This window comes from Nocardiopsis terrae (assembly GCF_014651695.1).
In the GTDB taxonomy this organism is placed as follows: Bacteria; Actinomycetota; Actinomycetes; order Streptosporangiales; family Streptosporangiaceae; genus Nocardiopsis; species Nocardiopsis terrae.
In genome coordinates, this window is the sequence record NZ_BMXJ01000004.1 from 206,499 (window position 1) to 233,490 (window position 26,992).

Annotated in this window: 10 protein-coding genes; 9 read left to right on the forward strand and 1 reads right to left on the reverse strand. The window is 69.8% G+C overall.

Translation table 11 applies throughout. The features are described 5' to 3' along the window. The first annotated feature begins 569 nt into the window (after positions 1 to 569). The 9 genes from drmD (at position 570) to IE195_RS12495 (ending at position 22,585) form a co-directional block, all read left to right on the forward strand. Positions 570 to 3,734 carry a DISARM system SNF2-like helicase DrmD gene (gene drmD, locus IE195_RS12455; protein WP_191270901.1) on the forward strand — a complete coding sequence of 1,055 codons (3,165 nt, stop codon included), beginning with the start codon at positions 570 to 572 and terminating at the stop codon, positions 3,732 to 3,734. After that, the gene (locus tag IE195_RS12460; protein ID WP_191270903.1) at positions 3,731 to 7,813 is read left to right on the forward strand and encodes an Eco57I restriction-modification methylase domain-containing protein; all 4,083 of its coding nucleotides are present in this window, start codon (positions 3,731 to 3,733) and stop codon (positions 7,811 to 7,813) included. Before drmD ends, IE195_RS12460 begins: the two co-directional genes overlap by 4 nt. Further along, complete coding sequence (drmA, locus tag IE195_RS12465) at positions 7,813 to 11,712, forward strand: DISARM system helicase DrmA (protein WP_191270904.1); 3,900 nt, start codon at positions 7,813 to 7,815, stop codon at positions 11,710 to 11,712. Before IE195_RS12460 ends, drmA begins: the two co-directional genes overlap by 1 nt. Next, positions 11,712 to 13,631 carry an MrfA Zn-binding domain-containing protein gene (gene drmB / locus IE195_RS12470; RefSeq protein ID WP_191270905.1) on the forward strand — a complete coding sequence of 640 codons (1,920 nt, stop codon included), beginning with the start codon at positions 11,712 to 11,714 and terminating at the stop codon, positions 13,629 to 13,631. Before drmA ends, drmB begins: the two co-directional genes overlap by 1 nt. Then, complete coding sequence (gene drmC / locus IE195_RS12475; RefSeq protein ID WP_229826183.1) at positions 13,628 to 14,404, forward strand: DISARM system phospholipase D-like protein DrmC; 777 nt, start codon at positions 13,628 to 13,630, stop codon at positions 14,402 to 14,404. Before drmB ends, drmC begins: the two co-directional genes overlap by 4 nt. After that, positions 14,404 to 16,335: an HsdM family class I SAM-dependent methyltransferase gene (locus IE195_RS12480; protein WP_191270907.1), complete on the forward strand. Its 1,932-nt coding sequence runs from the start codon at positions 14,404 to 14,406 to the stop codon at positions 16,333 to 16,335. Before drmC ends, IE195_RS12480 begins: the two co-directional genes overlap by 1 nt. Beyond that, on the forward strand, positions 16,332 to 17,942 hold the full coding sequence (locus IE195_RS12485) for a serine/threonine-protein kinase (RefSeq protein ID WP_191270909.1): 1,611 nt from the start codon (positions 16,332 to 16,334) through the stop codon (positions 17,940 to 17,942). Before IE195_RS12480 ends, IE195_RS12485 begins: the two co-directional genes overlap by 4 nt. A gap of 224 nt (positions 17,943 to 18,166) precedes the next feature. Next, entirely contained in the window at positions 18,167 to 20,275 is a 2,109-nt protein-coding gene (locus tag IE195_RS12490; protein ID WP_191270912.1) for a UvrD-helicase domain-containing protein, read from the forward strand. A gap of 48 nt (positions 20,276 to 20,323) precedes the next feature. Further along, positions 20,324 to 22,585: a GmrSD restriction endonuclease domain-containing protein gene (locus IE195_RS12495; protein ID WP_191270914.1), complete on the forward strand. Its 2,262-nt coding sequence runs from the start codon at positions 20,324 to 20,326 to the stop codon at positions 22,583 to 22,585. Positions 22,586 to 22,713: 128 nt separating this feature from the next. Here IE195_RS12495 and IE195_RS12500 read toward each other — a convergent pair whose 3' ends face one another. Continuing rightward, positions 22,714 to 26,982: a serine protease gene (locus tag IE195_RS12500; RefSeq protein WP_229826184.1), complete on the reverse strand. Its 4,269-nt coding sequence runs from the start codon at positions 26,980 to 26,982 to the stop codon at positions 22,714 to 22,716. Positions 26,983 to 26,992: the final 10 nt, after the last annotated feature.

Sequence of the window (26,992 nt, forward strand, 5' to 3'; positions counted from 1 at the left end):
CCGATCAGCGCCCACGGGGTAAACCCTTGAGCCGCACCCACCGTCCTGGTTCACGTCGGGAGTTCGCGGCTCGTCGGCACAGCATACACATTGCGTTGTTGTTAATCTGGTTAACAACAAAAATGACCGAATCTGACACCCGACGGCGCCTCTTCCGCGGACCGGCCAGGGCGTCAGTCCGGACGCTCAGGGACAAGCCCTGCAGGGTCTTGTCTTCCGGCCCGGACCTGCAGAAGTCGAAGAGCGCCATCACAGATGCCGACCACCTGCCCGGGAGCGCGGACCACCGTTTTCGGGACCTTGGACCTAACCTCTCCGCCAGTCCTCACGCCGGGTAAACCCCGCGACCTCCGGGGCCGTCCTGGCCCGAAGACCCGCCAGTCGCGGGCCTTGAGGGCAAGCTACCTTCGTTGCATGTGAACCGGGTTAACAATAGAGTCTCAGTGATCGACGGATCCCCCCGTCGGCTCTAGCGTTATCCCTACACGGCGAAGGCCCGTCCGGACAGCCACTCCGGCACTTCGGGCCGCGCCTCCCATGCCCCCTGACAGGCGCGAGGTAGTCCAAGAATGCCCACAACGACCGACGAGCTCCCCCAACCGAGTGCGCTTGTCGAGGTACGCGGCCAGAAGTGGGTCGTGAGCGGGATCGAACCCGGCGACTCCTTCACCGTGGTCACCCTCCAGAGCATCCAGGAGGGCCGCTACGGCGAGACCCTCGACGTCCTGTGGGAGCTCGAACCCGGCCGCAGACTCCTGCCCAGCGGATCCCTGCCCGACGTGTCCGGCATCGTGCCCGACCAGCCCGGACAGCTCGCGGCCTTCCTGGACGCGGTGCGCTGGTCGGCCGTCACCTCCGCGGACGTGCGCAACCTCCAGGCACCCTTCCGGTCCGGCGTCGCCATCGAGGACTACCAGCTCGAACCGGTCTCCCGGGCGATCGGCGCCCCGCGCGTGAACCTGCTCCTGGCCGACGACGTCGGGCTCGGCAAGACCATCGAGGCCGGGCTGGTCACCCAGGAGCTGCTGCTGCGCAACCGCACCCAGCGGATCATGATCGTGTGCCCGGCCGGGTTGACGCTGAAGTGGAAGGACGAGATGGCCGAGAAGTTCGGCCTCGACTTCACCATCGTCAACTCCGAGCAGGCCGCGCAGGTGCGCCGGGACTACGGCAGCACCGCGAACCCCTTCAACGTCCACCCGCTGGCCATCGTCAGCCTGCCGTGGCTGCGCGGCGCCAAGGCCCAGCGGCTGCTCCGCGAGGTCCTGCCCACCGGCGGCCCCAGCTACCCGCGCACCTTCGACCTGCTCATCCTGGACGAGGCCCACCACGTGGCCCCGGCAGCCCCCAAACAGGTGTACGCGGTGGACTCCCAGCAGACCAAGCTGATCCGCTGGCTGGCCCCGCACTTCACCCACCGGCTGTTCCTGTCCGCGACCCCGCACAACGGCTACCAGCAGTCCTTCACCGCCCTGCTGGAGATCCTGGACGACCAGCGGTTCGCCCGCGGGGTGGAACCGGACCGCTCCGCGATCGAGGACACGGTGGTGCGCCGCCTCAAGCGCGAGGTCGAGAACCCCGACGGCAGCCCGCGCTTCCGGGAGCGCGTCACCCGCGAACTCCCGGTCAGCTACCCGGAGGCGGAGCGGGAGATCCACACCCTGCTCACCCGCTTCGCGCAGCTGCGCCGGACCAAGCTCACCACCAGGAAGGGCAAGCGCGCCACCGACCTGGTCACCCTGCTGCTGAAGAAGCGCCTCTTCTCCAGCCCGGCGGCCTTCCTGCACACCGTCGAGGTCTACGCCGAGACCCTGCGTTCGCGTTCGGCCGGCCCCGGGGCCATCGAAGCCGACCTCGACGAGGTCCCGGAGTGGATGGACGACTTCTGGGATGAGACGGCCACCTACGACGACGAGGAGCTGGCCGAGGCCGAGGACGACGCCCTGGACCGCAGCCGCCCCCTCCAGCCCGACGCGGACGAGGACGAGCAGTCGCTGCTGGAGCAGATGCGCACCTGGGCACGGACGCACGAGGCCCAGCCCGACGCCAAGGCCCGTGAGCTCATCACCTACCTGAAGGCGGTGTGCAAGCCGGACGGCAAGCTCTGGACCAACGAGCGCGTGGTGGTCTTCACCGAGTACCGCGACACCCAGTCCTGGCTGCGCGAACTCCTGGCCCAGCAGGGCCTGGGCGGCCAGCACGTCGCCGAACTGCACGGCGGGATGGGCACCGACGAGCGCGAGTCGCTGCGGCTGGCCTTCCAGAAGGACCCGGGCGAGCACCCGCTGCGCATCCTGCTGGCCACCGACGCCGCCAGCGAGGGCATCGACCTCCAGCGGCACTGCTACCGGCTGGTCAACTACGACATCCCGTTCAACCCGAACAAGCTGGAGCAGCGGATCGGCCGGATCGACCGGTACGGGCAGACCGAGAACCCCGAGGTCTTCCACTTCGTCGGTACCGGCTGGGAGAAGTCCACCGACTCCTTCGAGGCCGACCTGGAGTTCCTGTCCCGGGTCGCCACCAAGGTCGCCCGGATGGAGGAGGACCTGGGGTCGGTCAACGCGGTCATCTCCGACGCCGTGCAGCGCCGGATGCTCGGTCAGAAGGCCGACCTGGACGCCGAGACCTCGAAGGCCGGTACCAAGGGCCGGGTGCCCTCCAACTCCAACCTGCGCGATCAGGTGCGCCGCCTGCGCCGCAACCTGGACGAGACGGTCGAGTCGCTGGCCATCACCCCGCAGCGGGTCAAGCGGGTGGTGGACACCGCCCTGGAGCTGGCGCACCAGCCCGCGCTGGTCCCGCACGTGGACGAGGACGAGGAGCGCTTCACCGAGGGCCTGTACCAGGTGCCCGCCCTCACCGGCTCCTGGGTGCACACCACCGCGGGGCTGACCGAGAAGCTGTCGGCGGACGCTCCCAGGGACGCCGTGCCCAGGCAGCTCCCGGTGACCTTCGACGCGGACGACGTCCAGGGCCGCGACGACGTGGTGCTCGCCCACCTCAACCACCCGCTGGTGGCCCGCTCCATCGGCCTGCTGCGCACCGCGGTGTCCAACGACCGGGTGGGGCTCAACCGGGTGACCGCCGTGGTCAGCGACGACCCCGAGCTGGACGACGTGCTGGTCGGCGCCTACTCGCGGTTCGTGCTGGTGGGCGCGGACGGGCTGCGCCTGCACGAGGAGGTGCTGCACTCGGGCGGCTGGCTGCCGGAGAACGGGCGCTTCCGCCGCCTGGAGAACCTCACCACCCTGGGCGGCATCCTCAACAAGGCCCTGACCGACGGTCGCCCGCTGTCGGAGGCGGTGTGGAGCAGGGTCCGTGACCGCTGGGAGCGGGCCAACGGCCGGAAGGGACTCGAAGACGCCATCAACTGGCGTGCCGACACACGTGAGAAGTCGTTGCTACGCGTGTTGAAGGAGCGCGAGGAGAACGAGCGCGCCAGGGTGACCAGTGTCCTGGACCAGTTCGCGTCGACCCTGCGCGAGGCACTGTCCTCGGACGAGGAAGCGGACGAGAACGCGCTGTTCAGCGAGCGCTCCGTCACCCAGACCAAGGAAGAGCGCGAACAGTACCGCAAGGACCGGATGAACTGGGAAACGAGGCTGGCGGCCCTGGACGGGGAGCGCGAGCGCGAGTTGGCGGCTATCGAGCAGCGCTACTCGCAGAAAGACCCGCACACCTTCCCCGTCGCCGTCGTCTTCGTCGTTCCCCGCAAGGAGGCAGTCCGATGAGCGCCCAGCCCCTCAGTGGCAAGCGCAGCCGAGGTCAGCAGAGCAGCAGCGACCTGATCCGCGACCAGCACCTGAACTGGCTGGGGCTGGTGGAGGTCAGCGGACCGTTCCTGACCCTGCCGGTTCTGCGCCAGGTGTGGTCCGCCGGGCTGGACCCGCTGGACAAGGAGCAGCGGCGGGAACTGCGCCGGGAGCACACCCTCTGGCAGGAGGACCTGGCCGCCGGGCGGGACGCCTGGGTCCGATACGTGCTGGGCGGACTGCTCGGCTGGGGCGAGGACCTGCGCACCGGCGGCCTGGACTCCCTGGCCATGGAGGTCGCTGAACACGACACCCGGGTGGAGCCGTCGTTCGTGCTCACCGAGCCCGGTGCCGGGGCGGGTGAGGTCGAGGCCGACCGCGTCCGGCTGCTCGGGCTGGTCTGCCCGGCCGGGCAGTCTCCGCAGCAGCGGATCAAGGACGAGTCCTGGTCGGCCACCCCCGCGGACCGGCTGGCGCAGCTGTGCCGCCACCACGGTGTGGAGCTCGGGCTGGCCACCGACGGCCGCTGGTGGGTGCTGGTGTGGGCGCCCCAGGGCGGGGTCACCACCACCGCGGTCTTCGACGCCTCGCTGTGGACCGACTCCGCCGAGCGCGACGTGCTGCGGGCCTTCTACTCGCTGCTCAACCGGCGACGCTTCTTCGGGGTTCCGGAGGAGGAGCGGCTGGACAAGCTACTGGCCCAGAGCATGGACTCCCAGGAGGAGGTCACCGAGGCGCTGGGCGTGCAGGTCCGCCAGGCGGTGGAGCTGCTGGTCGCCGCGATCGGCCGGGCCGACACCCGGGCGCGTGAGCGCGGGGACCGAGACCTGAGCGGAGTGTCCGCGCACGAGGTCTACCGGGGTTCGGTCTCGGTGATGATGCGGGTGGTGTTCCTGCTCTTCGCAGAGGAGCGCGGGCTGCTGCCCTCCGACAACGACCTGTACGCGCGTGCGTACTCGGCGGGCGGCCTCTACCAGGAGTTGAACGAGCAGGCGCGTGAAGGCACCGAGGATGACCTGGAACGGACCACCGCGGCCTGGCACCGGCTGCTGGCGCTGTTCAACGCCGTCTACGGCGGGGTAGACCACCCCCGGCTGAGGATGCACCCGCTCGACGGGTCGCTGTTCAACCCCGAGACCTTCCCGTGGATGCCGCTGGACATCGACGACCGCACCGTGCTGCACATGCTCAAGGCCGTGCAGTACGTGCGGGTGGGGCGTGGAAAGTCCGCGGAGCTTCGCAAGCTGACCTTCCGCGCTCTGGACGTGGAGCAGATCGGTTACGTGTACGAGGGTCTGCTGTCCTTCGACGGCTTCCGTGCCGAGGACCTCGTGGTCGGGCTCATCGGCAAGGAAGGCTCCGAGGAGGAGGTGCAGCTGCGCGAGCTGGAGGAACTGGCGGCGCGGCACACCGACGTGGAGCCGCTGGCGGCCGAGCTGGCCGTCAAGTACAAGGACTCCAAGATCGGGACCAAGAACCAGCTCGCCAAGCGCCTGGCCCCGATGAACCGGGTGGAAGAGGAAGAAGCCCGTAAGAAGCTGCGCGGAGTACTCCCCCGCGAAGAAGAGCTGGTAGAACGACTGCTGCCGTTCTTCGGGATCATCCGCTCGGACCTGCGCGGGCTGCCGCTGGTGATCCGATCGGGCGAGCTGTACGTCACCGACTCCTCTCTGCGTAAGAACACCGGCACGCACTACACGCCGAGGTTCCTTGCCGAGGAGGTCGTGGAGGGCGCGCTGGAGCCGCTGGTCTACGAACCAGGGCCCTTGCAGACGGCCGACACGGGTGAATGGAAGCTGAAGAGCAGCCAGGAGATTCTCGCGCTGAAGGTCGCCGACATCGCCGTGGGTTCGGCGGCCTTCCTGGTGGCGGCCGCACGTTACCTGGGTGACCGACTGATCGAGGCGTGGGTGCGAGAGGGTGACGAGCGGGTCGCCGGATACACCCCGCCCAAGGACGGGCTTCGGGCGGATGACGACAAGGTTGTCATCGAGGCGCGGCGACAGGTCATCGAGCATTGCCTGTACGGGGTGGACATCAACCCGATGGCAGTGGAGATGGCGAAGCTGTCGCTGTGGCTGGTCTCGATGGACCCGGAGCGGCCGTTTACGTTCCTTGATGACCGGCTGGCTGCTGGTGACTCGCTGCTCGGGATCACCTCCCTTGAGCAGCTTGAGTACATGCACATGGACCCGAAACAGGGTCGCAAGCTACATAGCGATGACAATGCGCTGATTGACTTCACATCCGGGATCAGGGAACTAGTCTCCCGGGTCGCAAAGTCGCGTAGCGAGCTGACAAGCATCGATGGCACAACACTAGAGGGCTTGGACCGAAAACGTTCGGTACTAGGCGAAGCCGAGCTGGCCACAGGGAGAGTACGCCTCTTGGCTGACTTGACGGTCGGAGCAGCTCTAGCGAACTCGAGCCAGGGAGATCGGGGCCTGGACCGGGGATCTGCCGAAGCCGTAGAGCTAGCCAGCAATCTAGACAACAACGAAGCCAAGGCCCTAACGCAGGCCAAAAAATGGCTGAACTGCGAACGCCCGGAGGGAGCATTTGAGCGAAAGCCAATACACTGGCCACTAGCATTTCCTGAAGCATATGAAAACGGTGGGTTTAATGCCGTAATCGGCAACCCACCATTCCTTGGCGGATCAAAGATCAGCATCGCCACCGGCACCCCCTACCGCAATCTTCTATCTTTGGAAATTGCTCAAGGAAAAAAGGGCAACTCTGACCTTGTTGGCTACTTTGCACTAAGAATGCATGAAATTCCAGGAGAAGGCGGGCAGATTGCACTAATCGGAACCAACACACTCGCACAAGGCGACACACGAGAAGTTAGTCTCGATCAGATCATCGACAGCGGATCAACCATCCGAAAATCAATCAAGAGCGCACCGTGGCCCGCCAAATCAGCCAGTCTCGAGTATTGTGCTGTCTGGATTAGCAAGCCAAGACTAACCGAAGGCGTGCCAGTGATATCAGATGGCATCCCAACTTCAGAGATTTCCCCATCACTTGAGCCAGCAGGCCGAACCAGCGGGAACCCATATCGCCTTATCGAAAATAAGCAGATAGCCTTCAAGGGGTCATTCGTCCTCGGCATGGGGTTCACCCTAGATCCCAGCGAGGCACAGAATCTAATAAGGTCTGAGGAGCGCTACAAAGATGTAATCTTTCCCTTCCCCAGCGGCCAGGACATAACCAGCCAACCCGATTTCTCAGCAAGCAGGTGGGTAATTAATTTTCGCGACTGGGAAGAGCGGGAAGCGAAATCGTACCCACAGTGCTACAAGCAGATCCTAGAAAGAGTGAAGCCCGAGCGAGACAAAAACAACAGGAAGGCACGAAGGGAACGTTGGTGGCAGTATGGAGACTACGCCAAAGGGCTCGAAAATGCGATATCCGGAAAAGATAGAGCAATCGTTCTAACGAGCCACACAAGGACGGCAATACCAGCAATCGTTCCAACTGGACAAGTATTCGGACATGGCCTTATTGTATTCGCAAGCAGCAGCACTGCCATTTTGGCAGTACTATCAAGCACACCCCATTATTGGTGGGCCAAAACTTATGGCTCAACCATGAAAACTGACTTGCGCTACACACCCTCAGACGTCTTCGAGACTTTCGCGATGCCTGAGCTCACTCAGGAACTCCGCGATCTCGGCGACCGACTCGACACCTATCGCCGCGACGTGATGCTCTCGCGCGACTCCGGGCTCACCAAGACCTACAACCTGGTCTTCGACCCTGAGTGCAATGACCCTGACATCCAGGAGCTCCGCGCAATCCACCGCGCGATCGACGAGGCCACCATCCGTGCGTACGGCTGGGAGGAGCGCATCGAAGCTGTCGGCGGGCTCGATCACGGATTCCACCCAGTAGGCCGCGAGACTCGCTACACCATCGGCCCGGCCGCGCAACGCGAGGTCCTCGACAGCCTGCTCGAACTGAACCACGAGCGCTACGCCGAAGAGGTCGCCCAAGGCCTGCACGACAAGAAGAAGTCCAAGCGCAAGGCTTCCAGCGACGAAGGGACTCTCTTCTGATGGCTGACGACGCCCTCTTCGACAACCCCAACGGCGAACAGACCTCCCTGGACACCACCCCCAAGGGCTCCCCCACCAGCAAGAAGCCCACCAAGGCCGAACTCCAGGCCGCCCGGGACGCCGCCGCAATCGCTTCCCTCGACCAGCCCCAGGAGTTCGTCGACGCCTCCTCCTTCGAGGTGCGCGGAGAGCTCCAGAACCTGGTCTCGCGCGACCTCCTCGGCCCCTGGGACGGGCCCGCCGAGGAACTCCCCCGCCGCTACTCCGGCCCCCGGGAGCGCTACCTCGTGGGCATGCTCGGCCCGCGCCACCAGACCCCCACCTCCGTCCGGGACGCCGCCGACCAGGTGATGGACACCGAGAACGGGGTCGAGGGCACCGCGCACGGCGAAGGCTCCGGAGAAGCCCCCGACGTCGTCACCCCGCAGAACCTCGGGCACATGTGGGCCTCCACCATGGGGCTGTCCTTCTCCGTACCCGCCGACACCGGCGCCGTCACCGTCCGCGCGACCTGGGGTGAGTACACCCGCACCGCCGTCCTGGAGGACGAGGGCAAGACCCGCCGCGCCTGGACGCGCGAACACAAGGAGTTCGAGAAGGAGGTCCGGCTGGACGACGAGCCGGACGACCGGATCGGGCTGACCGACCCGGACCCCGACACCTCCTGCGTCTACCTCAACGTCACCGTCCGCGAGAACGGCGACCGGCGCACGGTCGAACTGAACCTGGTCAACAACCGCATCCCCGTGCACCCCAACGGGGACACCGTGTGGCTGTTCCAGGCCGAGCTCTCGGTCACCGCCCTGGACGGGGCCTCCCCCGTGTTCCTGCCGGTGGACGACCCCCTCACCGACACCGACCCGGTCACCACCGACACCGAGGAACTGCACCTGCGGCTCCTGTACCGGGACCAGCTCAAGTACGCCGACGGCCGCAACGTGGCCGTACACGCCGAAGTGGACGAGCAGGTACGCCGTGCGCACCGGCTCGCCACCACCTGGCTCCCCCACCACGACGTGCCCGCCACCACCGCGGCGGTGGGCGCGGGTTCGGCGCTGGCCTCGGCCGAGCTGTCCATGGACGTGCTGGCCTCCGCCGACACCACCCCCGAGACCCTCCGCGCCGGGCTGTCCCCGCTCGCCGACGGCTACTCCGCCTGGCTGGACGGCCGGGAGTCAGTCATCCCCGACCTGCCCGAAGCACTGCGGGAGACCGCCGAGACGGCCGTGTTCAAGGCCCGCCGGGCCGCCGAGCGCATCCGCGCCGGGATCGAGCTCCTCACCGACCCCGCGCTCCCCCGCCACACCGAAGCGCTGCAGGCCTTCCGGTTCGCCAACCGGGCCATGGCCGACCAGCGCCGCCACAGCGAGATCTCGCGGCTGCGCGAGGACCCCGAGGTGTCCTACGCCGCAGCACAGGAACAGGTCCGGCAGCGCGGTGCCTCCGCCGCGTCCTGGCGCCCCTTCCAGTTGGCGTTCGTACTGCTCAACCTGCCCTCGATCGCCGACCCCGACCACGACGAGCGGGCCGCCTCCCCGCAGGCCACCGTGGACCTGCTGTTCTTCCCCACCGGTGGCGGCAAGACCGAGGCCTACCTGGGGCTGACCGCGTTCACGTTCGCGATCCGCCGCCTCCAGAAGATCGTGGGCAGCGGCGCGGACGCCCGCAGCGGCCTGGCCGGGGTGGCGGTGCTGATGCGCTACACCCTGCGGCTGCTCACCGCCCAGCAGTTCCAGCGGGCCGCGGCCCTGGTGTGCGCGGCCGAGGTGCAGCGGGTCGAGGACCCTGGCACCTGGGGCGAGGAGCCCTTCCGGATCGGCCTGTGGGTCGGCGGCGGGGTCTCCCCCAACTGGTTCGACGAGGCGGAGAAGCAGATCTCCTCCGCGCGCGAGCGGGGGCGCGGCGACTACGTCAACGTGCTCCAGACCCTGTCCTGCCCGTGGTGCGGCACCAAACTCCAGGCCCACCGGGACCTGGACCCGCGGCCCGACAACCGCCGGGTGCTGCTGTTCTGCGCCAACGGCGAGGGCGACCACGCCTGCCCGTTCTCCCGGACCCGGTCCGCCGAGGGTCTGCCGATCCTCACCGTGGACGAGGAGATCTACCGGTACACCCCCAGCCTGCTCATCGCCACCGTGGACAAGCTGGCCCAGCTGCCCTGGCGCGGGTTCGCGGGCATGCTGTTCGGCCGGGTGGCCCAGTACTGCCCCCGGCACGGTTTCCGGCACAGCGACCTGGACGCCAAGACCGGCTGCCGGGGCCGTCACAACGCCAAGGGGCAGCTCCCGAAGACGGAGAGCCGCCCGGTGCCGAGGCTGCGGCCGCCGGACCTGATCATCCAGGACGAGCTGCACCTGATCTCGGGCGCGCTGGGCACCACCGTGGGCCTGTTCGAGGCCGCCGTGGACGAACTGACCTCCTGGACCACCCCGTCGGGCAGGCGCACCGCGCCCAAGATCGTGGCCTCCACCGCCACCACCAAGCGCGCCGGCGACCAGGTGCGCGGGGTGTTCGGCCGGGACCTGCAGATCTTCCCGCCGCAGGTGACGGAGGTGACCGACACGTTCTTCTCCACCCAGGTGCCGATCACCGAGGAGAACCCGGGACGCCGCTACCTGGGCGTGTGCGCGCACGGGGTGCGGCTCAAGCAGGCGGAGATCCGGCTCGCGGAGATCCTCGCGCTGGCCGGGCAGCACCTGTTCGACACCCACGGCGCCCCGGCCGACCCGTACATGACCATGGTCGGCTACTTCAACGCCACCCGTGAGCTGGCGGGCATGCGCCGGTACATGGACGACGACGTGACCGTGCGGGTGCGCAGGCACGGCACCGAGCGGGGGATGCGCAACCGGCTGACCAGGTCCGGGATGTTCAACCTCCAGGAGCTGACCTCGCGTATCTCCTCGGCGGACATCAGTGACGTGCTCAAGCGGCTGGAGGTGGGGTTCGACCCCGAACTGGACACCTCCGACCGCCGCCGGGCCGTCTTCGCGGACCTGCGCGCGGCCCACGAGGCGCGCAGGTCGCGGGCGTCCTCGGCCGCCAACGTGCAGCCGCACCCGCTGTCCCGGCGCCGTGAGGAACGGGCCAGGGACAGCCGCGCCCCGGTGGACGCGGTGCTGGCCACCTCCATGCTCCAGGTGGGCGTGGACGTCTCGCGGTTCGGGCTGATGGTCGTCACCGGCCAGCCCAAGAACACCGCCGAGTACATCCAGGCCTCCTCCCGGGTCGGCCGTGACGCCGCCCGGCCCGGCCTGGTGGTGACCCTGTACAACTGGACGCGGCCGCGCGACCTCGCCCACTACGAGGACTTCGGGTACTACCACGCCACCTTCTACCGGCAGGTGGAGGCGCTCAGCGTCACCCCGTTCACCCGGCGCTCCCTGGACCGGGGCACCGCCGCGATGTTCGTGGCGGCGGTGCGCAACGCGGTGGAGGAGCACTCCCGCAACGGCGACGCCCACGACGTGGACCTGGACGGGCCCGTGGTGGAGGAGATCATCACCCGGATGCTCGACCGGGCCGAGCACGTGGCCGGTGAGCGCGGGCGCGACTACCTGTCCGAGCGGATCAACAGCCTGCGCGACCACTGGAAGCAGGTCCGGGCGGGTTCGACCCCGCTGGGCTACGAGCGCTCCACGGAGTCCCAGCGGCAACTGCGCGGGCTGCTCACCAAACCGGGTGAGGGTTCCTGGAGCGAGACCACCGTCGGTATGTCCATGCGGGAGACCGAGAACGAGATCAACCTGCTGGTGTCCGGCGGCGGCGACTTCTTCCAGCCGCTGCTGAACGCCCCGCCGTGGTCGTTCGCCCCGCCGAGCGAGCGGGACGGCGAACAGGACGGCGAACAGGCGGAGGAGACCCCGGCCGGCGCCGGGGCGGGGAAGGAGCAGGGTTGATGCGCGAGGAGACACACCGGCGCCGGGTCGGCGCGGTCCGGCCCAGCCACCTGATGTTCACCAGCGGGGTGGGCGCCCTGGTGGACCTGCCCAACTTCGCGGTGCTGGTGCGCGGGCTGGACGACTGGAACCACACCCACGCCTACGGGTGGGAGCGGATCAACGAACCCCGTCTGCTGGAGGAGCTGCGCAAGCTCCCCGGCAACCGGAAGGTGGAGGAGCTGCGGCCCGCACCGTGGACCGAGGGGACGGACCGGGATCCGGGCGGGCCCGCTGCCCGGGTGGGGGTGCCCACCACGCCGTTCCCGTCGAACTTCCGCTGCACGTCCTGCGACGACCTGGTCCCCCTGGACTCGGACATGCTGGCGTTCGAGAACGCGAACCCGCGCAGGCCGCACGAGGCGAGGTTCACGCACAACGTCGGCAAGCACAAGGGGAAGAAGCCGCTCGCGGTCCCCGCGCGCTTCGTACTGGCCTGTACCTCCGGGCACCTGGACGAGTTCCCCTACTCGCTGTTCGTGCACAAGGGCGCGGACTGCCCCAAGGCCTCGCACCCCAAGCTGCGGATGGAGGACCGCGGCGGTAACGTCGGCGCGAACGTCGAACTGACGTGTGTCAACTGCGGCGAGCACCGCAACATGCGCGACGCCAGCGGTGACCGCGGCCTGGAGAGTCTGCCGCGCTGCCGGGGCCGCCACCCGCACCTGCAGCTGTTCGAACCCGGCGGCTGCGGGAAGGCCCCCAAGGTGCTGGTGCTGGGCGCCTCCAACCAGTGGTTCTCCCAGATGCTGTCGGCCCTGGCCGTGCCGTCCGGTGCGGGCACCACCGAGCTGGACAACCTCGTCGAGCAGTACTGGGACATGCTCAAGGACACCCCCAAGGACCAGTACGCGGTCCTGCGCCAGTTCGCGCCGCCGATGCGCGACCACTTCGGCAAGTGGGACGACGACACGGTGCACGAGGCCGCGGAGCGCCACCGTGCGGTGCTCGAAGGGGAGCAGCCCAAGGGCGAGGGGGCGGAGAGCTACCCCGACCTGCGCACCGCCGAGTGGGAGGCGTTCTCCTCCCCCGAGTCCCACGAGCCCACACCCGACTTCGCGCTGCGCCGCCTGGACGGCGGGGTCCCCGAGGAGCTGAGGGGGGTCTTCACCGACGTGGTGCAGGTGGAACGGCTCCGGGAGGTGCGGGTGCTGACCGCGTTCACCCGCCTGGACTCCCCGGACAAGGACGACCCCACCATGGTGGAGACCGTCCGCCTGTCCCGTGAGGACCCCGCCTGGCTGCCCGCCAGCGAGGTGCGCGGCGAGGGCATCTTCCTGCGGGTGTCGGACGAACTGCTCTCCGCCTGGGAGAAGCGGGTCGCCGACAGCACCGCCATGCACCTGCACCGGAAGGCCTACGGCACCTTCCGGGAGAAGCGGTACTCGGACCGGGTCGGCTCCGGGTTCGAGCCGATGCGGCACTGGCCGGGAGAGCGCTACATCGCCCTGCACACCCTGTCGCACCTGCTGATCTGGGCGATCGCGCTGGACTGCGGGTACAACGCGGCCAGCCTGTCCGAGAAGATCTACGCCGGGAGCGAGGAGGACCCGCGCGGCGGCATCCTCATCTACACCGCCGTCCCCGACTCCGAGGGCACCCTGGGCGGGTTGGTCTCCCAGGCCGAGCCCGACCGGCTGCCGCACCTGGTGCGCCAGGCGCTGCACGGGGCGATGCGCTGCTCCTCCGACCCGCTGTGCGCGGAGCGGCTGCCGCAGCCCCAGGCGGACTTCCTGCACGGGGCGGCCTGCCACGTGTGCCTGTTCGTCTCCGAGACCACCTGTGAGCACGGCAACCGGTTCCTGGACCGGCGGTTCGTGGTGCCGGTCGGCGGCGCCGACCAGGAACGGGGACTGGCCCTCTACCCTGAGTTGCCGTGACCGACAGCATGAGGGACCCCGATTTCGAGGAGGCCGCGAGGGCGGCCTCCTCCGCCCTGGGCAACGCGGGCCTGCGCGAGCTGGCCGCACGTGTGGCCGACGGCTGGCCCGAACAGGCCGTCCTGGGCTCCGTGCGCGACCGGGAGGCGGTCGCACCGGTGCTGGCAGCGCTGGCCGCCGGCGCCGTGCCCGCCGGTGAGGCCGCCGCGTTCCTGCGCGGGCTGGCCGCCGGGCACGCCGCCGCCACCGGGGAGGTGTCGGTGGAGACGGTGTGGACCGGCCCGTCCAGCCACTCGGTGCCGGTGCGCTCCACCGTCCAGGCCCTGCTGGACGTGATCGCCGGGGCCCGCTCGGAGCTGGTGCTGATGACCTACTCCGCCCGGCGCCGCACCGACATCCGCGAGGCGCTGGCCGAGGCCGTGGCGCGCGGGGTCGCGGTGTCGGTGGTGGTGGAGACCCTGGCCGGGGCGGGCGGCGCGATCGGCGGCACCGAACCCGGGCAGGCCTTCACCGGGATCGACGGGGTCCGGCTCTGGCACTGGCCGGTCGGCCGGCGTGAGGGCAGAGGGGCCAAGGCGCACGCCAAACTCGCGGTGGCCGACCGGTCCGCGCTGTTGGTCTCCAGCGCCAACCTCACCCAGTCCGGGGTGTCCACCAACATGGAGGCCGGACTGCTGGTGCGCGGCGGGGCCGCCCCGCGCAGGGTGGCCGAGCACGTCGCCGAGCTCCGGTCCCGGGGCGTGCTGGAGCGAATCCGGGTGGGTGAGGGCTGATGGGTGCGAACACCGAGGACAGGAACGAACACAGACCCCCTGCCGGGCAGGCACTGCTCGGCGCCTCCGACATCGCCCGGCTGACCGGGGTGAAGCGGCCCGCGGTGAGCAACTGGCGGCGGCGGTTCAGCGACTTCCCCGAACCCGTGGCGGGGGCGGCGTCCCAGCCGCTGTTCTCCCTGGAGCAGGTCCGGGACTGGTGCCGCACGCACGGCAAACCCTTCGAGGCCGACGAGGCCGACCTGCTGTGGCAGCGGCTGCGGGCCCAGGTACCGGACGTGCGCAGGGCCGAGTTCCTGGCCTACCTCGGTCAGGTCCTCACCGAGGAGATCCCGGTGTGGCCGTACACACCGGGGGTCCCCCGGCAGTGGGGGGAACTGGCCGGAGAACTGCTGTCGGGGCAGGACCCCGAACGGGACTACCAGGCCCTGTGCCACCGCCTGGTCAGGGAGAGGGGCCGGGCGGAGACCGACCCCGCGGTGGCCGGGTGGATGGCCTCTCTGGCCGCCGTCGGCGAGCGGACCACGGTGCTCGACCCCGCCTGTGGGACCGGCGCGCTCCTGGCCGCCTGCCTGGACCGGGGCGCCGCCAGGGCGGAGGGGCAGGAACAGGACCCCCACGTCTGGCGGATCGCCACCATCCTCCTCCACCTGAGGTACCCCTCCGCCCTGGTGTGCACATCCATGGCGGACTCGCTTCGCGGGGAGGCCGAAGGCTACCCTGCGGAGACCGTGGACGCGGTCCTGTGCGACCCGCCGTTCCGGGACCGGGAGTGGGGACACGAGGAGCTGGCCGAGGATCCGCGCTGGGTGTACGGCACCCCGCCCAAGACCGAGGGCGAGCTGGCCTGGGTACAGCACTGCCTGTCACGGCTGCGCGAGGGGGGACGCGCGGTGGTCCTGCTGCCCGCGTCGGTGTCCTCGCGGCCCAGCGGCCGCCGCATCCGGGCGAACCTGCTCCGGGCGGGCGTGCTGCGCGCCGTACTGGAGGTCCCCTCCGAAGGTGAGGCGGCCGCCCACCACCTGTGGGTCATGGTCCGACCCGAGGAAGGCGTCGAAACCCAGGAGCGGCTGCTGCTGGTCGGGCGCGGGGCTGACGCCGGGGAGTCGGTCCGGGTGTGGGAGTCCTTCGCGTCCGGGCGCCTTCCCGAGGGCCGGGACGGCCGGGACTGGACCTGCGTCGACGTCGTCGACCTCCTCGACGGGGACGCGGACCTGCGTCCCGCACGACACCTGGAGTCCGCGCGCGCCGGCCGGGCCGCCGTCCTCTACCCGCCCCTGCTGGCCGAGCTGTCCGCTTCCCTGGAGCAGGCCCGCTCCCTGACCCGGGGGCTCGCGCTGGACCCCCCGGACACCGAGACGGCGCGGACCACGCTGGGCGAACTGATCGACGCGGGGCTGGTGGAACTGCACCGGGCCCCGCTGGCGATGGCCGCGGACGCGGGGACGATCCCGGCACTCACCGCACGGGATCTGAGGGAGGGCCGACCGCCCAGCGGTCTGTGCTCGGAGATCCCCGGGCTCGTACGTATCCGTCCAGGGGACGTGGTGGTCGCCGACACCGTGCGCGAAGCCCCCACCCGCGTGATCGCTGAGGAGGCCGGGCAGAACGGGGAGAGGGCCGCGCTGGGTCCCCGGCTGCTGCTCCTGAGACCGGTGGCGGACGGTGTGGATCCGGAGTTCCTCGCCGGGGCCCTGGCGTCGGCAGCCGCTGCCCTCCACCGCACCTCCAGCGGACGCCTGGACGTGCGGGCGGTGTCCCTGCCCGTGCTCTCCCCGCAGGAGCAACGCGCCCACAGCGCTGCGGCGCACCGCCTCCGGCGGGTGGAGGAGTTGCTGCGCGAACTCGCCGGACTGGGCGGTGAGCTGGCGCGAGTAGGCCACCATGGGCTGCGGCAGGGTGACTTGAGGCCACGGGAGCTGAATACATGAAGTGGACCGAGAAGCGGATGCTCGCCGACCGGTACGAACTGACCGCGCCGCTGGCACGCGGCGGCATGGGCCAGGTGATGGTGGGTCGGGACACCCGCCTGGACCGGGAGATCGCGGTCAAGTTCCTGCGGCTGCCCGACGGCGAGCAGGACCCGGACATGGTCCGCCGGTTCGTGCGCGAGTCACGGATCACCGCCGGTCTCCAGCACCCCGGGGTCCCGGCCGTGTTCGACGGGGGCTCCGAGGACGGACACCACTACCTGGTGATGCAGCGCGTGCACGGGATCGGTCTGCACGACCTGATCTCCGAGCAGGGGCGACTCTCCGTCGGGTGGGCGTCCTGCATCGCCGCGCAGGTGTGCTCGGTGCTGTCCGCGGCGCACGGCGCCTCGCTGGTGCACCGGGACCTGAAACCAGCCAACATGATGCTGGAACGGGAGGGGACCGTGAAGGTCCTCGACTTCGGGTTGGCGGTCGCGCTGGACCGTACGGACGTGTCGCAGATCACCCGGACCGGCCACACCCCGGGGACGCCCGCGTACATGGCTCCGGAACAGCTCCTGGCCGGGTCGAGTACCCCGTTGAGCGACCTGTACGCGCTGGGCTGCACCCTGCACGAGATGCTCACCGGGCAGCGGGTGTTCACCGCTTCCACCTCGTTCGCCCTGGCGTCCAAACAGGTGAACGAGGCCCCTACGGGGGTGCGCCGGTTGCGGCCGGACGTCCCCGCGGAGCTGGCGGAGGTCGTCTCCGCGCTGTTGGAGAAGCGCCCGGAGGACCGCCCGGACGACGCCGACCAGGTGTACGCGCGGCTGATCGGCTTCGCCACCGGCCTGGAACACGTTCCGGGGGAGCTGAACCCGCCGCACCTGCCCAGCCCGCACCGGATGTACGGGGCCGCGGTGGCCCGGGTGTCCGGGTCCGGGGACACCGGCGCGTCCACCGGTGTCCCCGAGGGCGCCCCAGGCAGGAACAGCGCGCCGGTGACCGCCCCCGAAACCACTGCGGACCGGGCCCCCGAGAGCACGGTCGATGCCCTTCCCCTGAGCCGCAGGGACCTTGAGCGCACCCGGGACGAGGCGGCGGAGCTGGGCAGCTCCGCCCGTTACCAGCAGGCCGCGCAGACCCTGCGGGAGGCGGTCTCCTCCGCGACCGCCTCGTTCGGGCCGACCGACCCGGACACGGTTCGGCTCCGGATGGACTGGGCGAACGTGCTGTTCGAAGGCGGGAACTTCCGCGGGGCCGCACCGGTCTACGCGGGGCTGGTGGAGGACCTGGAAGGGCTGGAGGGCGAGGAGAACCAGAGCCTGGCCTTCCGCTGCCGCCTGCAGAACGCCACCTGCCACGCGCTTTCCGGCCAGACCGGCGCCGCCCTGTCGATCCTGTCCGAGCTGCTCGACGACGAGGTCGACGTCTACGGGCACGACGATCACCGGCCACTGGAGCTGCGTCGGCAGATCGGTCTGCTGGAGCTGACGGCGGGCCGCCACGAGGACGCTGAACACACCCTGCACGACCTGCGCGAGGACCTGGTGCGGCTGCACGGGCCGGGGCACCCGACCGTGACCCAGCTGAACGATCTGCTGAGCGGCTCGCTGACACGGTGAGGATTCGCGTCGAATGCCGCTTTCCGGAGTGAGTCCGTGCGCGCAGACGCCTGCGGCCGTGCACAGGAGAACACGTCAAGCTAGTTTGGGGAAACGTACTGGTACCCGGAACCAGCTGTTCGCCGGCCCCGCCCCCTCGGGCTCGAGAACACCCCCGGTGGTGCCCAGCCACACCCCACGGGACAAACCCGCAAATTTCACCCCCACGACGAGGAAGGCACGCCGTGCCCCAGCTCGCCATCGCCAAGGAATTCCTGACGGAGTTCGCCGCCCTGGAAAAGCCTGTGCGCGAACGCGTCATCCAGGTGTTCGCCAAGTTCGAGCAGGCCACCCACACGGGCCTGCACCTGGAGAAGATCAACAACGCGCGCGACGGCCGGTTCCGCACCATCCGGATCGACCAGTTCTACCGGGGTGTGCTGCTGGCCCCGGAGAGCGGCGACACCTACCTGCTCCTGAAGGTCCTGCCCCACGACGACGCCTACCACTGGGCCAAGACGCGCAGGGCCACGGTGAACCGCGCCACGGGCGGCATCGAGCTCCGCGACGTGGCCGCGCTGGACGCCAGCCTCCCCCACCTGGAACGCCTGGCGCAGAACGTCCCGACCCGGCTGTTCGAGGACGTGAGCGACGCGGACCTGCGCCGCCTGGGCGTGGACGAGCAGACCATGGTGTTCGCCCAGACCCTGACCGATGTCTTCCAGCTGGAGGCGGCCCGCGGTCTGCTGCCCGCCATCCAGTGGGAGGTGCTGTACGGGCTGGCGGCGGGGCTCACCCCCGAGCAGGTCTGGGAGGAGATGGGCGCGGCCATCGTCGAGGGCGAGGTGGACCCCGAGGACCTGGACGCGGCGGTGCGGCGCAGCCCCGACCGCGTGCTGCTGGTGGAGGGCCCCGAGGAGCTGACGGCGGCGTTGGAGACGCCCTTCGACCTGTGGCGGATCTACCTGCACCCGGCCCAGCGGGCGGTGGTCGAGGCGTCCTACGGCGGCCCCGCCCGGGTCAGCGGCGGCCCCGGGACCGGCAAGACTGTGGTGGCGCTGCACCGTGCCCGGGAGTTGGCGGAACGGGAGGAGGGCGAGGTCCTGCTGACCACCTTCACCTCCACGCTCGCGGCCGCTCTGGAGGCCCAGCTGCGGCTGCTGGTGGAGTCCCAGAGCGCATACCCCGAGGAGCTCCTGGGGCGGATCCGCGTGGAACACGTGGACCGCCTGGCGCACCGTGTGTTCAGGGAGGTGCACGGCCAGCCCGACCTGTTGGACCAGGGGCGCGAGCGCAGGCTGTGGCAGGAGGTCGTGGACGCGTTGGGGGTCGACCTGTCCCCTTCATTCCTCGCCGCGGAGTGGCGCCAGGTGGTGCTGGCCCGCCGGGTCGAGAACGCGCAGGCCTATCTGGAGGCCAAGCGCACCGGGCGGGGACGCGGGCTGAACGCGGCGCGCAAGGCTCAGGTGTGGCAGGCGGTGCACTCCTTCCGGAACCTGCTCACCGAGCGGGGGCTGTGGACCCACGAGACCGTCGGCGAGGAGGCCGCCCGGATCCTGGCCGGACGCACCGAGAAGCCTTTCCGGCACGTGGTGGTGGACGAGGCGCAGGACCTGCACGCGGGGCAGTGGCGGCTGCTGCGGGCGGCGGTGGCGGAGGACCGCGACGACCTGTTCATCGCCGGGGACACCCACCAGAGGGTGTACGGCCCCAAGGTCAGTCTGGCGGAGGTCGGGGTGAACATCCTCGGCCGCTCCAGCAAGCTGCGGATCAACTACCGGACCACCGCACAGATCCTCGGGTGGAGCCTGGGGCTGGTCCTCGGAGAGCCCGTCGACGACATGGACGGCGGCCTGGACTCGATCGCCGGCTGCCGGTCCGAGATCCGCGGGGAGGAACCGGCCCTGCACGGCGCCGCCACCTGGGAGGCGGAACTGGGGCACCTGAAGGAGACGGTGAGCTCCTGGGTCGAGGCCGGGGTACTGCCCGAAGAGATCGGGGTGGCCGCCCGCTCCAACCACACCGTGGACCAGGCCGTGCTGGCGCTGGAGGAGGCCGGTCTGTCCGCTCGGTCCCTGGCCAGGGGACAGGTACCCGACGCCGTCTCGGTCGGCACCATGCACCGGATGAAGGGGCTGGAGTTCCGCTGCCTGGCCGTGGTGGGCGCGGGCGGTGGGCAGTTGCCCGCCCCGCGCAGCGTCACTCCTGAGCAGGAGGACCCCGGCGCGCACGCCCGCGACCTGCTGCGGGAGCGCAGCCTGCTGTTCGTGGCGTGCACGCGGGCGCGCGAGCAGCTGAGCGTGAGCTGGCACCGTGCCCCGAGCCCCTTCCTCGAAGCGGTCCTGGACCGTTGAGCACCCCCTGTACCTGAAGCAGAACCCCCGACGAGAAAGACAGCCCCCATGGCGAAACTGTCCATGCTCCTCGACCAGATCGACGCCGGCACGGTGCTGCTGCCGGAGTTCCAGCGCGGCTACGTGTGGAACCGGGACCAGGTACGCGGCCTGATGCGGTCGATGTACCTGGGGCACCCGGTGGGCAGTCTCCTGCTGTGGGAGACCTCGGCCGAGGAGATGGCGGTTCGCGGCGGCAGCACCGGGAGCGGCACCCACCTGCTGCTGCTGGACGGCCAACAGCGGATCTCCTCGCTGTACGGGGTGATCCGGGGACGGGCCCCCGCGTTCTTCGAGGGGGACGACAAGGCGTTCACCGGTCTGCAGTTCAACGTGGAGACCGAGGTCTTCGAGTTCCACCGGCCGCTGAAGATGAACGACAACCCGCACTGGGTGGACGTCACCGAACTCTTCCAGCAGGGCCCTGTGCCCTACCTGACCCGGTTCGCCGACGACCCGGACAGGGCCAAACTGTACCTGACCAGGCTCAACCGGCTCAACCAGATCGTCGACAAGAACTTCCCGCAGGAGGAGATCACCGGGGCGGACCGTACCGTCGACGAGGTCGTGGACATCTTCAACCGGGTCAACTCAGGCGGCACCAAGCTGTCCAAGGGCGACCTGGCGCTGGCCAAGCTGTGCGCGCAGTGGCCGGACGCGCGCACCTCGATGCGTGAGGCGCTGGGCCGCTGGGAGGGCTCCGGGTTCTCGTTCAGCCTCGACTGGCTGCTGCGCAACGCCACCGCCGTCGCCACGGGCAGGGCCCTGTTCACCGCGTTGGACAAGGTCGACGCACCCACCTTCCAGCGGGCGCTGGAGGGTTCGGTCAACCACGTGGGGACGTTCCTGGACGCGGTCTCCGGCAGGCTCGGCCTGGACCACGACCGGGTGCTGATGGGGCGCTACGCGCTGCCGGTGGTCTCCCGGCTGCTGGAGCTGAACGGGGGCCGGTTCGACGACGCCCGGCACCGCGACCGGGTCCTGTACTGGTACGTGCACAGCGCCCTGTGGGGCAGGTACACGGGTTCCACCGAGACCTACCTCCAGGTCGACTACGACATCCTGAAGAGCTCCGGCGTGGACGGCCTGATCGACGCCCTGGCCCGACTGCGGGGCGGGAACCTGGAGATCCGCCCGCACGACTTCGAGGGCGCCACCAAGGGAGCCCGGTTCTACCCGCTGCTGTACATGCTGACCCGGGTGCACGGCGCCCGGGACTTCGGCAGCGGGCTGGAGCTGAAGGCCGAGTCCCTGGGACGGCTGTCCTCATTGCAGGTACACCACGTGTTCCCCAAGAAGGTGCTGCGCAACAGGTACGAGAGCAGGCAGGTGAACGCGATCGCGAACTTCTGCTTCCTCACCCAGCAGACCAACCTGGAGGTCTCCGACCGCACGCCCGAGGAGTACTTCCCCGAGGTGGAGGCGCGCCACCCCGGGGTTCTGGCCTCCCAGTGGATCCCCACCGACCCCGAACTGTGGAAGGTGGAGAACTACGAGGACTTCCTGGCCGCGCGCCGGGAACTGCTCGCCGAGGCCGCGGAGAACTTCCTCGGCGGCCTGGCCGCGGGTTCGGAGAGCTCCGAGGAGGAGACGCTCCGCCCGGTGACCGTCCTGAGCAGCGAGCCCGACGACGCCCGTTCGGTGCAGGTCCAGGAGCTGGTCGACGAGCTGCTCCGGCTGGGGTTCGCCAAACCGGAGTTGGACGCCGAGATCAACGACCCGGAGCGGGGCGGGGCCATCGCCGAGGCGGAGGCGTTCTGGCCGGACGGCCTCCAGCACGGCCTGGGCAAGCCCGTGGTCCTGGAGCTGGACCCCGAACAGGCGGACCTGCCCAGGTTGCAGGAGTTGGGTTATGAGGTCTTCACCTCGGTGGACTCACTGCTGGGATTCGTCAACCGGCTGGGCCAGGAGGCCGCCGGGGAATCGGAGCGGGAGGAACTGGAGGAGGGTTTCAGCAGCGGGCCCGAGACGGCCGACTTCGGCCGGGCCATGCTCTCGGTGTACGAGAAGGCCAAGAACGAGGCCGACTACACGGCCTCGTTCTTCCTGGGCATGGTCTCCGAACTGGGGCCGCTGGGTACCGCCCGCAAGCTGCTGAACTCCCCGGCGGTCTCCGACGGGTTCGCCAACCTGTGGGAGCGGGGCCGTCTGGACCTGACGGTGGAGGCGCTGGTTCTGCGGTCGGAGTTCGCGCCGTTGTTCACCGAGGAGGAGCTGGGACGGGCCCGGACCCGGCTGGAGCAGTTCGGGCACCGGTTCATGGACGAGTAGGGCGTCCGTTGACACCGTCGGACGGTTCCGGGCCTTCCCCGGAACCGTCCGGGCGAGGTCGGAGGCTCTCCCCGCCGGTCAGGGCAGCGGATCGGATCCCGAGTCCAGCCCCATGTTGCCCGCCGGGGTCAGGAACCCTGTGCGCAGACCTCGGCGGGCAGATCCGGAGGAAGCGCACCGGCCTCGTCGTCGGTGAGTTCACGACCGGTGACGGCGCACAGGTGCCGCTTCCACACTTCCGGATCGAGGCGGAGCAGACTCATCCAGCCACCCTCGATGGGCGTCCGCAGCAGCGCCTGGCCGTCCCGGGTCACCGCTGGGAAAGCCTGGGGCGCGTCGAACTGGTAGGTCTCCCTGCGTGTGGGGTCGTCCGCCCACAGGAACTGTGCGGTGCTGTCGCTGGCCAGGAAGAACACGGGTCCTCCGGGCGTGGTCAGCGTCCACCGGTTCGACTTCAGCGGCCCCAAGGAGCCCACCACCCTGGTGGGGTCCCGATCGGGGGGCACCGACCACAGCTCCACCATTCTGCCCGTGGTCAGCACGGCCACGTAGTGCGGGTCCTCGAGGAAGATCGCCGCTTCGACGTCGTCGAGTCGGACAGCGAGCTCTTCCTTCCTTTCGCCGGTGGCCAGGTCCACCGCGTGCAGGACGTGCTCCCCGTCAGCACTGACCTGCACGTGACCCGGCTCGGGATGGCTGGAGACGGAGTAGTACGTTTCCTCCTCTTCGGTGAGCCGCAGGTCCTCCAGGTCCAGGGAGGACAACCGGCGCCCGGTGCGGGCGTCCCAGTGTTCGAGGGTCGCTCCGGAGAGCGTCATGAGCTGGTCCCCGTCCAGGAACCGGAACAGGAACCGCCCCGGTCTCCCCTCCGTGCCGGGGGGTGGCGGAACCGTGGTGAACTCGCTCACCTGGCGTAGCGAGGGCAGCTCGTAGACCGTGATCCGGTTGCGGTCCGCCACGTCCGCCACCAACGTCTCGGCCCGGTTGACCTGGAGTTCCTGCTCGATCTCCGCGGGCACGGAGATGTCACGGTCCACACTGGCAAGGGTTCGCCCCTCGCCCTCGGTCTCCAGGACACTCAGGTTGGCGCCGTTCGGGCCCAGGCGGACCACCATGGTGCTCCCGTCACCGATCAGGCGTGGATTGCCGTGGTTGGTCTCACCGCTGTCCTCGGCCATCTTCCATCCGGTGACCCCGTTCGCCTCCCAGGTGACGAGGACCGGTTCACTCGCGGTCCCCAGCAGGGGCAACTGACCTCTGTTCGTATACCTGTGCGGTCCGAGGAGCCGCGCCGCCTCCTCCTGACCCGAGGTGTCGACGAGTACCCAACCCTCACCCACACCCGGGAGCACGAACCGTTCCCCCCGTCCTGAGACGCTTGTGTCGGCGCAGGAGGAGTTCTCCCCTTCACTGTGCTCCCCCAGCACCTGCCCGTCCGCCACCCGTACGGCCTGGTAGTGGGCCTCGCTCGGCGTGTACCCGTCGGAGTCGGCGGCGCTCTCCTCCTTCCGGCAGACCACAGCCACGCTGCCGTCCCCCGCGACCCCGACGTACTGGGTATCGACATCCTCCGTCAGTTCACGCACCGTCCCGGTGCCGACGTCGATCGTCACCACCGCGCCGCCCATCAGGTCGGGACCGGCAGTCACGGCCACCAGCGTGTCCTCGTCCGGACCGAACCACACCTCCGTCAGTCGGGGTGTGTCCTCCGGGAGTTCCCGTGGCCGCCCCGTCTGTAGGTCCCAGACCTGGACCGGCTGGTCCGAGTCCGCCGCCGACGCCCCGACCAGCAACCGGGACTCCGGCGAGAAGTCCATGATGTGCATGTCACCGAAGACCGTCACCCCCATCGAGCGCTCCGTCAGCGCCCCCTCGAGCCGGTTCGGCGGGCCGAGCAACCGCTGGCCTCCCGGAGTCACCTCGTGCCAGACCACGGCCCCGTCCACTTCGTACACGTAGGCGATCCGCCGACCGTCACGGCTGACCACGGGGGCCAGGACGTTCTCGGTGAGGCCGAGCTGCTCCTGTCTGACCGCGCCCTCGTCCGTACGCACGAACAGGGTCGCGCGGCCGCCTTCGCTCCGCACCAGTGTCACCGCGCCGTCCGCGCTCATGCTCGCTTCCTGGATCTGCCCCTCCGTGCCGGACAGGGACCACTCGGCCTCCTGGAACCCCACGTACCGGCGCATCAGCGCGCTGCGGGCCTCCTGGGTCGGGGCGACCTCGTAGGCGGTGAGTGCGACCAGCGCTGCCTGGACGGGGTTACTCTCCACCATCTGGTCCGACTGGATGGCGAGCGAGCGCGACAGCCCCTCGGCCTCCCGTTGCGCTCGCACGTTCGACTCCTGGACGAGGAAGACGATCAATCCGGCGATCAGCACGAGGACCAGGGCGCCCGCGACCCCGCTCATCGCCATGGCGTTACGGCGCCGCCGTCGGCGCCGGCGGGCCTGGGCGAGGAACTCCCGCTGTTCCCCGGTCAGGTCCGCCTCCCGCTGGCGGAGGCTGGACTCCAGGGCCGCGAGCTGGAGGGGCCGGAGTAACAGATCAGCGGGACGGCCCGCGCTGCGCCACCGCTCCAGGTCGTGCTGTACCTCCGCACGCCCTGCCAGGAAACCGGCGCTGGCCCGGGCCTCCTCGGCGAGCTCCGGCCAGGCGGTGATCAGTGCCTCGTGGGAGAGCTCCGCGCTCTGGGGGCGGCCGTCGCCGCCGTGCAGGACCAGCAGGCGCCAGTCGGCCCGTGCGAACACCCGTACCAGTTCCCAACGCCGCTCACCGGCCTCTTCGCGGGTCAGGACGCGCCGTAGCGGTGCCTCGCCGCCGGGGAGGACGCGCACCAGGCCGGTCAGCAACAGGCGCGCCTCGGTTTCCTCTCCCGGCCTGACGCAGGCCTGCCACGCCTGTTCGGCGTGGCGGCGCAGCGCGCCGGGCACCCGTCCCAGCTCCTCGTACGCTTCGGCCCGCAGCCGCCCACCGGTCCGGCGCTCCCACAGCTTGGCCAGGACGAAGCCCAACAGCGGGAGGACTCCGGGGTCCTGGCCCGTGTCGTCCAGGATGCGCTGGTCCAGCCCGGGGTCGTACTCGACCCCCGGGATACGTCTGATCGGTTCGGTGATCACCGCGTGCAGTTGGTCCCGGGTCATCGGTGTGAGCGGGAGCGTGGTGCCGTGCCGTAGCGCGGGTCCCAGCTCCGGGTGGCTCAGTGCGGCGTCCATGAAGTCGGCGCGCAGGGTGAGCAGCACCTGGAAGCCGTCCGTCCGCCGTTCCGGGAACAGCAGCGCGACGTCCTGCCCGATCTCCGGTTCGGAGAGGTTCAACAGCGCTTCGGCCTGGTCGAGCACGACCAGTACGCTCGTCCCCTGCTGCCCGGTCACCCGGTGGAAGGTGTCCGTGAGCCCCAGTTTGTCCAACCACCGCCGTATGCGGTCCGGGTCGGCCTGCTGTGCCTGTTCCACCCCGTAACGGCCCGACACCGCCAGGGTGAAGAGTTCCGTCGCCAGAGCCGCCCTCAGGGATGAGGTGCGGCCCACGTCGACCACCAGAACCTCGTGTCCGTCCCTGCGCATCCTCGGCACCACACCGGCGACGGCGAGAGAGGACTTGCCGCAGCCCGAAGGGCCGTACACGGTGACGGCGGAATGTCCACCGCGCAGCGCCGTGACCACCCGGTCGACGTCCTCCTCCCGACCGAAGAAGATGTCCGAGTCGCCCTCCCCCAGAGGGGCCAGCCCGCGGAAGGGAGCGGACGGCAGCAGGACGGTCTCGAGTTCGGGCAGCTCACGTAGGAGCGTTCCGGTACGCAGCACGAAGACCTGTTGGGCTTCCCGTTCCGCCTGCGCCGCGACCACGAGACCGATCACGGCACCCAGCTCGTCGTCCCAGACAGGCCCCCCGCTGAACCCCTCCTTGGCATGGGCCACCTGCCCGTCGGCTCGGGAAAGCTGTACCCAGCCCTCCTCCGTCGTCCCGCTCAGGACCCCCCGGAACCACAGCGCGGTCGGCTCACCACCGGTGAACCCCACCGTCCGGGCCCGGTGGTCCCACATGTCGTCGGGGTCGGCCAAGGGCAGGGGGTGGGTGCCCGGGACGGGGTCCCGCATCCGCAGGAGCGCGATGTCTCCCGTCCGGTCGGGCCTGATCGGTATCCACCGCTCCACCTCGGCCACCCTCGGGCCGAGGCCGCGGGCGGCCTGTCCGGCCAGCGGAAGGTCGACCATGACCCTGGCCCCGACCTCCACCGGGTCCCGCCGGGGGGATCCCAGACAGTCCGACACCACATGAGCGCAGGTCAGCACCAGATCTGGTGCGACAAGGGCACCCGTGCCGCGGGGCTGCCCGTCCCGTCCCGCGACCCGGACGACCCCCGAGGCGAGTATCTGGTCCGTGCTCCGTGGCACCGCTTCCGTC